Genomic DNA, 12,746 nt, shown 5'->3' with positions numbered 1-12,746 from the left:
TTACCGGAAATTGGCCATTCAAGCAGGCCAGCATGCGTCCTAAAGTAGGTCCTGTCGCGCCACCGTGCGCTCCAACCGAAAAGGACCTGCCATGCAACCGCGCCTGAACTTCTACGCCGCCAGCCCGAATGCGATCAAGGTGATGCGCAACGCCGAGGAATTCCTCGCGAAGAGCTCGATCGAAAAGCCGCTCGCCGAACTCGTCCGCCTGCGTGCCTCGCAGATCAACGGCTGCGCGTTCTGCGTCGACATGCACACGACCGACGCGCGCAACGGCGGCGAAACCGACCGCCGCCTGGCCACCGTCGTCACGTGGCGCGAGACGCCGTTCTTCACCGAGCGCGAACGCGCGGCGCTGGAATGGACCGAGGCGCTGACGCTGGTCGCCAGCAACCACGTGCCCGACGCCGTCTGGGAAGCCGTGAAGCCGCACTTCACCGACGAGGAGCTGTTCGACCTGTCGATGCTGATCGCGACGATCAACTCGTGGAACCGCTTCGCGATCGCGTTCCGCAAGATGCCCGAGTAAGGAGACGACGATGAGGGATGCCACGCTCCGTCGCGCCGCCCTGTGCGCCTCGCTCGCGGCCGGCGTCGCGCTGCTGCCGGCCGCTGCCCGGGCGCACGACACCGGCGACAACGTGCACACGATCCTGCAGCAGGCCGTGCCCGAAGCGCCCGGCAAGCTCGCGGTCGTCGCGACCGTCGACTACGCGCCCGGCCAGGCGTCCGAAGCCCATCGGCACCTCGGCTCGGTGTTCGCGGTCGTGTCGAAAGGCGAAGTGCTGTCGCAGGTGAACGGCGGCCCGCTGCACCGCTACCGCGCCGGCGAAGGCTGGTACGAGGCGCCCGGCTCGCGCCACCCGGTGTCGCGCAACGCGAGCGCGACCGAGCCCGCTCAGCTCGTCGTATTCGGGTTGACCGGCGAACACGTGCCGCTGACGTCGCCGATCGATCAGTAACCGCTCACCGGGGGCGTGCGATCGTCCAGGCGCGCGCCCCGCTTCGCGACCGGTTTTCCATACCGTGGGGCCGCCACGCCTCCCGTTTCTCCATTAGCTGCTCCCTACACTCCGCCACCGGCTTGCCGTACCGCGCCGCGTCACGTCGCCTCCTCGCTCGCCCGCGTCCCCCTTCGACGCTCGCCTGATCGCGATCATCTCGGGCGGAAACCCTTCCTTGAAATTAACTAACTCATCAATTAGCGTCGATTTCATGAACGCGAAATCCACCGTCGCCAGGCCGCGCGGGCGCCGCCCGTCGGTCGACGATTTCGACCTGCGCGACCACATGCTCGACGTCGCGATGCAGCTGTTCGCCGAACGCGGGATCGCCGCGACGACCGTCGCGCAGATCGCCGCCGCCGCCGGCGTCACGTCGGCGATGGTCCACTACTACTTCACGAATCGCGAGCAGTTGCTCGACGCGATCGTCGAGGAACGGCTCGCGCAGGTCATCGCGTTCGTGTGGCGACCGACCGAGCCGCAAATCGAAAACGATCCGTTCGCGCTCGTCGCCGAACTCGTCGACCGCTTCTTCGACGTCACGCACCGCATGCCATGGCTGCCGTCGATCTGGCTGCGCGAGATCGTCCACGAAGGCGGATTGCTGCGCGAACGGATGGTCCGGCGCATTCCGCTCGAACATGTCGGGCGCTTCGCCGAACGCATCCGCGGCGCGCAGCAGGCCGGCACGCTGAACCCGGCGCTCGAACCGGCGTTCCTGTTCCATTCGATCATCGCACTGGTGATGCTGCCGCTCGCGACCGCAAAGCTGTGGCAAAGCGCGCGCGGCGGCCTGCCGCCGATCGACCGCGACGTGCTGCACCGGCACGTCCGCGCGCTGCTCGGGTCGGGCATGCAGCCGCCGGCCGCCGCGCCGCGCGCACGGGCCCGCTCGCCCTCGCCGCGGAGGCCGTCGTGAACGCGCCCCGCGCGCGGTCGCTCGCGCTGGCCGCCGCCGTCGCCGCCGTCGCGCTGCTCGCCGGTTGCGAACGCCGGGAGAACAACGGCACGACCTACCAGGGCTACGTCGAAGGCGAATTCGTGTACCTGTCGTCGTCGCAATCGGGCACGCTGACGCAGTTGTCGGTCGCGCGCGGCCAGCCCCTCGCCGCCGGCACGCCGGCCTTCTCGCTCGAAGCCGTCAGCGAAACGGCCGCGCTGCTGCAGGCGCAGCACCAGCTCGCGGCCGCCCGCGCGCAGCTCGCCGACCTGCAGACGGGCAAGCGCCCGCCGGAAATCGCGGTCACGCAGGCGCAGCTCGCGCAGTCCACCGCGCAGGCCGCGCGGGCCGCCGCGCAACTCGCGCGCGACGAAAGCCAGTACGCCGCCGGCGGCCTGTCGAAACAGCAGCTCGACGATTCGCGCACGTCCGCGCAAACGACCGCCGCGCAAATGCGCGAACTGCGGAAACAGGTCGACGTCGCGCGCCTGCCGGGCCGCGCGCAGCAGGTCGCCGCGCAGGCCGCGCAGGTCGACGCCGCGCAGGCGGCGGTCGCCGAGGCGCAATGGAAGCTCGACCAGAAGCGCGTCGCCGCGCCCGCCGCCGGACGCGTGTACGACACGCTGTACCGCGTCGGCGAATGGGTGCAGGCCGGCAATCCGGTCGTGCAGATGCTGCCGCCGCAAAACCTGAAGGTGCGCTTCTTCGTGCCGGAGGCCGCGATCGCCTCGCTCGCGCCGGGGCGCACGGTCGCGATTCACTGCGACGGCTGTGCGGCGGACGTGCCCGCACGCATCACCTACGTGTCGAACGAGGCCGAATACACGCCGCCCGTGATCTACAGCAACGAAAGCCGGACCAAGCTCGTGTTCATGATCGAGGCGCGCCCGGCCGTCGGCGACGCGCCGAAGCTCCATCCGGGCCAGCCCGTCGCCGTGAGGGTGCCATGAGCGCGCCGCCCGCACCGTACGCGATCGACGTCGATCGCCTGAACAAGCATTTCGGCGACAAGCACGTCGTGAAGGACGTGTCGCTGCGCGTCGCGCGCGGCGAGATCTTCGGCTTTCTCGGGCCGAACGGCAGCGGCAAGACCACGTCGATCCGGATGATGTGCGGGCTGCTCACGCCCGACTCGGGCAGCGGCACCTGCCTCGGCTACGACATCGTGCGCGACAGCGCGCAGATCAAGCGGCGCGTCGGCTACATGACGCAGCGCTTCTCGTACTGGGAGGACCTGTCGATTCGCGAGAACCTCGACTTCGTCGCGCGCGTGTACGGGATGCCCGACCGCAAGGCGGCCGTCGCGCGCGCCCTCGACGGGCTCGGCCTCGCGAGCCGCGCGGACCAGCTCACGGGCGCGCTGTCGGGCGGCTGGAAGCAGCGCCTCGCGCTGGCCGCCTGCATGCTGCACGAGCCGGCGCTATTGCTGCTCGATGAACCGACGGCCGGCGTCGATCCGGCCGCACGCCGCGACTTCTGGGAAGAACTGCACCGGCTGGCCGCGCAAGGGATCTCGGTGCTCGTCAGCACGCACTACATGGACGAGGCCGAGCGCTGCCACAAGCTGGCGTACATCGCATACGGCGAGCTGCTCGCGCAGGGGACGTCGGCGGAGATCGTCGCGTCGCAGGGGCTCGTGACCCGCGCGATCACCGGTGCGCATCTGAGCGAACTGTCCGCGCGGCTGCGCACGATGCCGGGCGTCGACCAGACGGTCGTGTTCGGCTCGGCGCTGCACGTGAGCGGCCGCGATCAGGCGCGGCTCGACGCGACGCTCGCGCAGGTCGCGGCGCAAGCCGACGGGTCTGCCGCGCTGCAGGTCGCACCGATCGACACCGCGCTCGAGGACGTCTTCATCTACATGATGGGCCGCGCATCCGGGCCGCCCGGCGGAGCGTCGTCATGAACGCGTGGGCGCGCCTGCGCGACGCGTTTTCGGTCGCCCGCTGGTGGAGCATCGTGCTGAAGGAATTCCTGCAGCTGCGGCGCGACCGCGTGACGTTCGCGATGATCGTCGGCGTGCCGATCATCCAGCTCACGCTGTTCGGCTTCGCGATCAACACCGATCCGAAGCACCTGCCCACCGCGGTGATCGTCGCGGATGCGAGCCCGTTCGCGCGCAGCTTCATCGCCGCGATGCGCAATTCCGCGTACTTCGACATCGTCGAGACGCTGCCCGACGAGGCGGCCGGCCGGCATGCGCTCGCCCGCGGCGACGTGCAGTTCGTGCTAAGCGTGCCGGCAGATTTCTCGCGACGGCTGCTGCGCGGCGAACGTCCGTCGCTGCTCGTCGAGGCGGACGCGACCGATCCCGTCGCGACCGCGTCGGCGATCGGCGCGCTGCCGGGCCTCGTGCAGCCCGTCGCCGACAAGGACCTGACGGGCCCGCTCGCCCACCTGAACGGCCGCCCGGCCGCATTCGACGTCGTGCTGCACCGGCTGTACAACCCCGAGGGCATCACGCAGTACAACGTCGTGCCGGGGCTGATGGGCGTGATCCTGACGATGACGATGGTAATGATGACGGGCCTCGCGATCACGCGCGAACGCGAGCGCGGCACGATGGAGAACCTGCTCGCGACGCCCGTGCGGCCGCTCGAGGTGATGACGGGCAAGATCATCCCGTACGTGCTGATCGGGCTGATCCAGGTGTCGATCATCGTCGCCGCAGCGCGCTTCGTGTTCGACGTGCCGTTCGTCGGCGGCGTGTTCGCGATCTACCTGTCCGCGTTGCTGTTCATCGCGGCGAACCTGACGGTCGGCATCACGCTGTCGTCGCTCGCGCAGAACCAGTTGCAGGCGATGCAGCTCGCGGTGTTCTACTTCCTGCCGAACATCCTGCTGTCGGGCTTCATGTTCCCGTTCGCCGGGATGCCGAAGTGGGCGCAGTTCATCGGCAACCTGCTGCCGCTCACTTACTTCAACCGCCTCGTGCGCGGCATCCTGCTGAAAGGCAACGGCTGGAGCGACCTGTGGCCGTCGGTGTGGCCGGTCGCGCTGTTCACCGTCGTCGTGATGGGCGTCGCGCTGCGCTTCTACCGACGTACGCTCGACTAGGCGCGACACGATGAAACCGGCTTCGCGTCGCTCCTTCCACGTCGACCCTGCTGCTCGCGGCTGTGCGCTGGCTGCCGCGCTGCTCGTCGCGGGATGCGCGGTCGGGCCGGATTTCCACGCGCCGGATGCGCCGGCCACGCAACACTACACGCGCGGCGAGCCGCCCGCGACGACGGTCGCCACTGCCGCCCCGACTGGCGACGCGCAGATGTTCGCATCGGCCGCGCATACGCCGCGGCACTGGTGGACGCAGTTCGGCTCCGAACCGCTGAACCGGCTCGTCGATACCGCGTGGCACAACAGCCCGACGCTTGCCGAGGCCCGCGCGCGACTCGACGAAGCGCGGCAGAACCATGCGGCCGAAGCCGGCGCGACGATGTTGCCGAAAGTCGATGCGAGCCTGTCGGCCACGCGCGAGCAGGTCAATACAACCGCGTTCGGCCTGCCCGCCAACGTGCCCAGCCCAGGGCCGTTCACGCTGTATGACGCGTCGGTGAGCGTGTCGTATGTACTCGACGTGTTCGGCGGCAACCGGCGCGCGCTCGAAGCGTTGCGCGCACAGGTCGACTACCAGTCGTACACGCTCGACGCGGCGCGCCTGACGCTCGCGGGAAATATCGTCGCGACCACGATCCTGCGCGCGTCGCTCGCGCAACAGGTCGCGCTCACGCGGCAACTGATCGATGCGCAGGCGCGGCAGTTGCGCATCGTCGAAATGCGTTTCGCGGCGGGCGGCGTTTCGCAGGCCGACGTGCATGCGCAACGCGCACTGCTCGCGCAGACGCGGGCGTCGCTGCCAGCGCTCGAGGCCCGCCTCGCGCAGGCCGGCCACCGGCTCGCGATCCTGCTCGGCGTGCCGCCGTCCGATGCCGTGCTGCCCGACCTCTCCCTCGATGCGCTCGCGCTGCCGCGCACGCTGCCCGTTGCGCTGCCGTCGACGCTCGCGCGCGAACGCCCCGACATCCGCGCGGCCGAAGCCATGCTGCACCGGGCGAGCGCGAACGTCGGCGTGGCCACCGCGAACCTGTATCCGCGCTTGTCGATTTCGGCGGGAATCGGCTCGGAGCGCACGCGCATCGCGGATCTCTTGAGCGGGCTCAACGTGTGGAATGTCGGCCTCGGGCTGACGCAACCGCTCTTTCATGGCGGTGAACTGCGCGCGAAGAAACGTGCGGCCGAAGCGGCGTACGAAGCGGCGTTCGCGAGCTACCGTGAAACCGTGCTCGAGGCGCTGCAGCAGGTGGCCGACGCAATGCGCGCGGTCGAGCACGACGCGGCGACATTGCAGGCGAGAGACATCGCCGCGCAGGAAGCGGCGGCCAGCAACCGGATTGCCGGCGACCGTTACGCGGCGGGCGGGATCAGCACGTTCGACCTGCTCGACGCGCAGCGGCAGGCGCTGCAGACGGCGCTCGACCGGACGCGCGCGCAGGCCGACCGGCTCGCCGATACGGCGGCGCTGTTTCAGGCGCTGGCGGGAAGCTGGACGGATGACGCGGCGGAGTGATCGGATGGACGACATTGGCACCGGCCGGATGCTGCCGTCTGCACGCCGGGCACCGCATGAGCGGTGCGCTTGTCTGGCGCGGCTTTCGTCGCCGTCCTCATCCGGTCGATGCCGGCCGGCGACGGCACCGGAATACACTTAATACGTACCGCAAACAAAAAACCGGCCCGAAGGCCGGTTCTTCAACCGCATACCGTAAGCGGCGCTCACGCGCCGCGCGGCATTTAGAAGCGGTGGATCAGGCCGACGCCGAGGCCGATCTGGTTCTGCTTCGAACCTGCGCCCACGCCGTCGCCGATGGACGTCGTTGCAGCGATGATGCCGCTCTTGCCGAGCGTGTTGCCGCTGGCGTGCTGGTAAGCCTCAACTGCGTACAGGCCCGTGCGCTTCGACAGGCTGTAGTACTGCGACAGCGTGACCTGGTGGTACTTGGCCGAGCTGGTGATGCCGTTCGACTGCGTTGCCGCCGTGTACGAGTAGCCCGCTGCGAAGTCCCACTGAGCGGCTGCCTTCCAGTGCAGCACGGCGCCTGCCGTGTTGAAGATGGCCGTGTTGCGGAACGCCGAACCCGTGCCCGGCGTGTACTGGACGTTCGAGTACGATGCCGAAATGTCCCATGCCGGCGTGAACTGGTAGCCCGCCGTCACGGCGATACGCTGTTGCGATTGCGCCGTGGCATAGCCGTTGTTGATCGACGAGACAGCCGGCTGGTTGCCGTCGCCCGTTGCCGTCAGGCCGTTCTGGACCGTCGAGTTCGCGCCCCACACGCCGCCGCCGAGCGTCGCGTTGTTGACCTTCTGGTAGCCGACCGCGATGCCTGCCGGGCCGTTCAGGTACTGGATCGCCGCGCTCCACGTCGAGCCGCGGTTCGTCGCGCCTGCGACGCCGCCGAACGAGTACGAACCGCCGACCGTGAAGCCGTAGAACTTCGGCGACATGTAGACGAGCGAGTTGTTCGCACGGTAGCTCGTATCCAGCGAGTCGATATCGCCCGGGTGCGCGCCGTAGTAGCCGGTCAGCCAGGTCGTCGGGCTGTACGGCGACAGCAGCGTGTAGTACGCGGTGTACTGGCGGCCGGCCGTCAGCGTACCGTACGTGCTGTTGGTCAGGCCAACCCACGCCTGACGCGTGAAGATGCCGTTGGTCCACTGCGACGAGCCGTTAGCCGTGTTGACGCCGGCTTCCAACTGGAAAATCGCCTTCGTGCCGCCGCCGAGATCTTCGCTGCCCTTCAGGCCGAAGCGGCTGCCTGCCCACACGCCGGTGGACATTTGCACCTTCGAGTGACCACCCGTGGTCGCGCCGACGGCCGACGAGTTGTTCTGCCAAGCCAGACCGTTGTCGACGATACCGTACAGGGTCACGCTGCTCTGGGCGTGGGCGGCGGTAGCGGCTGCGAGACCGACTGCCGTCATGGCGAAAGCGACGCGCTTTTTCATTGATTCTCCGTCCTCAAAGAATGATTTCTTTTCTGGTGTGGTTTTATGACTGACACATGTGCGAGTACATGCCGACGGGATTCTGACGGATTACCGATTATTTCCCAACACGCGCAGTCGGTCATCGTATGATCGACGCAACGCAGGGGTTCACCAAGCGGTTACATAACACCTGAAAACGCTTACGCGGCGGGCTTTTCCGGCATTTCCCGGTGAAAACCCTAGCTTTACATTTTTACGGGTGCAACGCGTCCGTCGGATGTCGTCAGATGCCTTCGGCAACATACGTCTTACCAATGCGCGACCGTGACTGACACCACGATTCACGCCGCCGCGAAGGATCGCTGACGTTCATGACACCCACGTTTCGCGAAACGAAATAATGAAAACGTTTTTAGTCGAGACGTGAAGAGGCGAACTGTGATGGCCCGGCGAACGCGGGCCGAGGGGCGATGCCGGCACCTGTCGCGCCGGCATCGTTCAGTGCGAATCAGCGCGTGGCCGGCTGCGCGAGATGCGCGCTCACGGCATCGGCGAGCGCGGTCAGGCGCGCGCGAATCGCGGCGTTCGAGCCGACCAGCGCGAGCGACGACGCCATGATCCGGTAGACGCGCTTTCTCGGCACCTTGGCCGGCTTTGCCGGATCGAGCCATGCATCGTTGCCGGCCAGCAACTCGAGCGTTTCGAGGCCGATCATGATCGGCCACAGGCACGCGAGCCGCAGCCGCACGAAGCGGCGCGGGATCGCGAGCGTATACAGGCACGCGTCGCGATACTGGTCGAGCGTCACGCGCAGCAGGTCGACGAGCACGCCGCGCGCGCGCGCCGACGCATCGGGCGCCATCAGGTCGGCAACGCCGAGCCCGTGCGCACCCAGCACGTCGTCGGGCAGGTAACACCGGCCGATGCGCAGGTCCTTCCCGCAGTCGCGCAGGATGTTGGTCATCTGCAGCGCCTTGCCGAAACGGATGCCCTTCTCGCACATGTCCGGCAGGTTCCAGCCGCGCGCGGCCGGCGTGTGCATGCCCGTCATGTCGGTCCAGAACTCGCCCACGCAGCCGGCCACGAGATACGTGTAGCGGTCGAGTTCGCCGCGCGTCGGCAGCGACACGACACGCCCCGACTGCTCGTCGGGGAACGTGCGCAGGTCGAATACCATCCCCGCCGTCAGCGTTGCGACGACCTTGCGGATCGAGGCGCGGTCGGCGTCCGGCTGCGTGCGCAGCAGCGCGAGCATCGGCTCGATCGAGCCGAGCAGCACGTGCTCGTGCGAATCGGTCTGCATCCGCGTCACGTCCTCGAGCGCCCGCGACAGCGCGACGCCGTCGCCGAGCCGCTCGACCTCGTCGCGCAGGTCGGTCAGCAACGCGGCCCGGCGATCGGGTGCGACGAGCGCCGTATCGGCAATCGTGTCGGCCGCGCGCGCAAGCAGGTACGCCAGGCCGACCGGGTCGCGCATGCCGTCGGGCAGCACGCGCAGCGTCAGGTAGAAGGAGCGGGAAACGTTCTTCAGCAGGTCGCCGAGCAGGAAAGCGGAATCGGTTCGAGTCGTCATGGGTCGGGAAAAATCGGCCGGCGCGGGCCCCGGACGCACACGGGCGCCGGGCGCCCGCGCCGGCCCGCGAGTCGCCGCATCGTCGCGCCAGGCGGGCGTCGGCCCCGGCGCGTCGATGCAAAATTCCCGCAAGTTTAGTGCATCCGGCGCGCAGCCTGCCCGAGACGGCCGGAATACCCCACACGCCAGACTGCGGTCAACCGCCCTGCCGCCGGCATCGCACCCCAAAAATAGAGAACGGAAAGGCACGAGTAATACATATGTAATTATTCGGTGCGACGATCGCGTCCCATTCGACTCCGTGCGACACGCCGCGACGGCCTCACCGCCGGATCGATCGCCCCTTTCCGACTCTCGTTTCGAAGGTTCATCGACATGCTCTTCAAGCGCCCGACCTCCCTGCGCTACGTCCCGTTCGCCTGTGCCGCCGCGTTCCTGCTCGCCGCGTGCGGTGGTGACGACGACGTCGCGTCCGATCCCACCCAGCCGATTTCCGCGAAGGTCCAGGTGGTCGGCCATCGCGGCGCGAGCGCGCTGCGCCCCGAACATACGCTCGCGTCGTACCGCAAGGCGATCGAGGACGGCGCGGACGTGATCGAGCCCGACCTCGTGTCGACCCGCGACGGCGTGCTCGTCGCACGACACGAGAACGAGATCTCGGGCACGACGAACGTGTCGACGCTGCCGCAGTTCGCGAGCCGCAAGGCGACCAAGACGATCGACGGCGCGGAACTGACGGGCTGGTTCACCGAGGATTTCACGCTCGCCGAGCTGAAGACGCTGCGCGCCCGCGAACGCATTCCGCAGGTGCGCCCCGCGAACACCGCGTACAACGACCAGTTCGAGATCCCGACCTTTGACGAGATCGTCGCGCTCGCGAAGCAGATGTCCGCGCAGACCGGCCGCACGATCCACCTGTATCCGGAAACCAAGCATCCGACCTACTTCCAGTCGATCGGCCTGCCGCTCGAGGACCGTCTCGTCGATGCACTGCTGAAGGATTCGTACACGGCGCGCACGGCGACCGTCTACATCCAGTCGTTCGAGGTCGCGAACCTGAAGACGATCCGCAACCGGATCAAGTCGAGCCAGCCGAACTGGAAGCTCGTGCAGCTGATGGACGAAGCCGGCCAGCGCCCATACGACTTCGTGAAGGCGAACGACAAGCGCACCTACGGCGACCTGTCGACGCGCGACGGCATGCGCGAGATCGCGACCTATGCGAACGGCGTCGGCCCGTACAAGACGTCGATCATCGCGGTCGCCGCGGACGGCACGCTGCAGCAGCCGACGCCGTACGTGCGCTACGCGCACGAGGCCGGCCTCGTCGTGCATCCGTACACGTTCCGTCCGGAGAACAACTTCCTGCCCGCGTCGCTGAAGGATGGCGGCACGCCGGCCACGCGCAACCCGGCCGGCTCGGTGCGCGAGATCCAGGCGTACCTGCGCGCGGGCATCGACGGTTTCTTCACCGACGATCCGGCCGTCGGCCGCACGGCCGTCGATACGTTCAAGCGCTGACCTGCGCGCTGACCGGGCGCGATGCATGACGCACGACGCGCCGCGCCCGGTCGCGCCGCATCGGTCAGATCACGTTGAAGTGATGCGTGCCGTCCCGCTTCAACTGATCGACCAGTCCGTACTCCCAGTCGAGATACGCCTGCATCGCGGCCGCCGCGTTGTCGGTGCCTTCGTACGGGCGCCGGTAGCGGTCGACGCGCGGTGAGGCCAGATGCGTCTCGCCGCTTTCGAGCGGCAGCCCGGCGTCGATCCATGCGGCCGTGCCGCCGGCGAGCACCGAGATGTCGGCCGAAGCCGGCAGCAGCGCGCGGGCGTCGTCCGCCGCGAACCGCGCCAGCAGGCTCGACCCGCACGTGAACACATAGCGCTTCGCGGGCGGAATCGCCGCGAGCGCATCGCGCAACTGCGCACGCACCGCGAACCACGCACCCGGGATATGCCGCTTCACGTAGTTCGCGCTGGCCGTCACGTCGACGATCGCCAGCTCGCCCGGCGCGGCCTCCTTCAGCCAGCCCGCGAGCGTCGCGGGCGACACTTCCGCCACGGCCGGCGTCGCCGGCACGTCGCGCGGCGGCTGGCCGCGCTCGCCGAACTTCGCCGTGCCGTCCTCCGGTTCGACCACCCGCACGTCCCAGCCCATCTGCGCGAGCCACGACGCGGTCATGTCGGCGCGCACGCCGTCATCGTCGGCGAGCACGACCCGCGCGCCGCGCACGGCCGCGTGATGGTCGGTCTCCTGCACGAGCTGGCCGCCCGGCGTACTGAGGAAGCCCGGCAGATGGCCGGCTTCATATTCCTCCGGCGTGCGTACGTCGAAGCGGTACAGCGTGCGGCCCGGCGCGTCGAGCGCGGCGACATCCGCGAGCGCGATGCGCGGCACGCCCGCGCGTTCGGCCACCGCGCGCGCCGCCCGGCGTGCGTCGGCACGCTGCGTCGCGTCGATGTCGTCCGGAAAGCGTCGCGCGGCGCCGCGTTCGAGCGTCTGGCCCGCGAGCGTCCAGCCGATCGTGCCGTTGCGCAGCGCGGCGACCGGATTCGGCAGCCCCGCGTTGACGAGCGACTGCGTGCCGATGATGCTGCGCGTGCGGCCCGCGCAGTTGACGATCACCTGCGTCGCCGGGTTCGGCGCGAGCGCGCGCACGCGCAGCACGAGCTCCGCGCCCGGCACGCTCGTCGACGTCGGGATGTTCATCGTCTGGTATTCGTCGAAACGGCGCGCGTCGACGATCACGACATCGGCCTTCGCGTCGATCAGCGCCTGCACCTCCTGCGCGGACAGCGACGGCGTATGCCGCTCGGCCTCGACCCATTCGCCGAACGACTTGCTCGGCACGTTCACGTCGATGAACAGTTCGCCGCCCGCGGCGAGCCAGCCCGCGAGGCCGCCGTCAAGCAGCCGCACGTCGGTGTAGCCGAGCTGCGCGAGCTTGGCGGCCGCGCGCGGCGCGAGATCCTCGCCGCCCGCTTCGCCGAACACGACGATCGGCGTATCGCGGCGCGGAATCCGCGTCCACGCGTCGAGTTCGAGTTTCGACAGCGGAAAGTTGGCCGCCCACAGCGGGTGGCCCTGCGCGTACGGATCTTCCTCGCGTACGTCGATCAGCGCGATCTCGTCGCGGGCCAGCAGGCGGGCGCGCACGTCCTGGTACGACGCGACGGGAAAGCGGGAGGTGGAGTCGGCGGATTGCGTCACGGTGTCTCTGTCTTGATTGAATGCGTTGAA

At 68.7% G+C, this 12,746-nt stretch carries 11 protein-coding genes; 8 read left to right on the top strand and 3 right to left on the bottom strand.

Annotation, left to right across the window (positions count from 1 at the left end):
* Positions 1-91 precede the first annotated feature (91 nt).
* The 7 genes from CFB40_RS24345 to CFB40_RS24315 all read left to right on the top strand — a co-directional run bounded on the left by CFB40_RS24345 (position 92) and on the right by CFB40_RS24315 (position 6,508).
* A complete protein-coding gene (locus tag CFB40_RS24345; RefSeq protein ID WP_089427605.1) occupies positions 92-529 on the top strand; it encodes a carboxymuconolactone decarboxylase family protein in 438 nt (145 codons plus the stop codon).
* 10 nt (positions 530-539) lie between these two features.
* Entirely contained in the window at positions 540-962 is a 423-nt protein-coding gene (locus CFB40_RS24340) for a cupin domain-containing protein (RefSeq protein ID WP_089427606.1), read from the top strand.
* A 253-nt stretch (positions 963-1,215) separates the two neighbouring features.
* Positions 1,216-1,923: a TetR/AcrR family transcriptional regulator gene (locus CFB40_RS24335; RefSeq protein ID WP_089432610.1), complete on the top strand. Its 708-nt coding sequence runs from the start codon at positions 1,216-1,218 to the stop codon at positions 1,921-1,923.
* Positions 1,920-2,894, top strand: coding sequence for an HlyD family secretion protein (locus tag CFB40_RS24330; protein ID WP_089432609.1), 975 nt, complete (start codon positions 1,920-1,922; stop codon positions 2,892-2,894). The genes CFB40_RS24335 and CFB40_RS24330 overlap by 4 nt, the downstream gene beginning before the upstream one ends.
* Positions 2,891-3,850: an ABC transporter ATP-binding protein gene (locus CFB40_RS24325; RefSeq protein ID WP_089427609.1), complete on the top strand. Its 960-nt coding sequence runs from the start codon at positions 2,891-2,893 to the stop codon at positions 3,848-3,850. The genes CFB40_RS24330 and CFB40_RS24325 overlap by 4 nt, the downstream gene beginning before the upstream one ends.
* A complete protein-coding gene (locus tag CFB40_RS24320; protein WP_089427610.1) occupies positions 3,847-5,001 on the top strand; it encodes an ABC transporter permease in 1,155 nt (384 codons plus the stop codon). Before CFB40_RS24325 ends, CFB40_RS24320 begins: the two co-directional genes overlap by 4 nt.
* A 10-nt stretch (positions 5,002-5,011) precedes the next feature.
* On the top strand, positions 5,012-6,508 hold the full coding sequence (locus CFB40_RS24315) for an efflux transporter outer membrane subunit (RefSeq protein ID WP_089432608.1): 1,497 nt from the start codon (positions 5,012-5,014) through the stop codon (positions 6,506-6,508).
* 224 nt (positions 6,509-6,732) lie between these two features.
* Here CFB40_RS24315 and CFB40_RS24310 read toward each other — a convergent pair whose 3' ends face one another.
* Both CFB40_RS24310 and CFB40_RS24305 read right to left on the bottom strand, forming a co-directional pair.
* A complete protein-coding gene (locus CFB40_RS24310; protein ID WP_089427612.1) occupies positions 6,733-7,947 on the bottom strand; it encodes a porin in 1,215 nt (404 codons plus the stop codon).
* A gap of 490 nt (positions 7,948-8,437) precedes the next feature.
* On the bottom strand, positions 8,438-9,502 hold the full coding sequence (locus tag CFB40_RS24305) for a phytoene/squalene synthase family protein (RefSeq protein ID WP_089432607.1): 1,065 nt from the start codon (positions 9,500-9,502) through the stop codon (positions 8,438-8,440).
* 375 nt (positions 9,503-9,877) lie between these two features.
* Between CFB40_RS24305 and CFB40_RS24300 the strand changes: the two genes are divergently transcribed.
* The gene (locus tag CFB40_RS24300) at positions 9,878-11,023 is read left to right on the top strand and encodes a glycerophosphodiester phosphodiesterase (RefSeq protein WP_089432606.1); all 1,146 of its coding nucleotides are present in this window, start codon (positions 9,878-9,880) and stop codon (positions 11,021-11,023) included.
* Positions 11,024-11,087: 64 nt separating this feature from the next.
* On the opposite strand, the gene CFB40_RS24295 is transcribed toward CFB40_RS24300, so the two are convergent.
* Positions 11,088-12,716, bottom strand: a complete 1,629-nt coding sequence (locus tag CFB40_RS24295) for a rhodanese-related sulfurtransferase (protein WP_089432605.1) — start codon at positions 12,714-12,716, stop codon at positions 11,088-11,090.
* Between the last annotated feature and the right edge of the window lie 30 nt (positions 12,717-12,746).

The sequence above is a fragment of the Burkholderia sp. AU31652 genome (assembly GCF_002223155.1).
In the GTDB taxonomy this organism is placed as follows: domain Bacteria; phylum Pseudomonadota; class Gammaproteobacteria; order Burkholderiales; family Burkholderiaceae; genus Burkholderia.
Note: the sequence above shows the minus strand (reverse complement) of the source record. Positions and strands in the feature narration are given on the sequence as shown.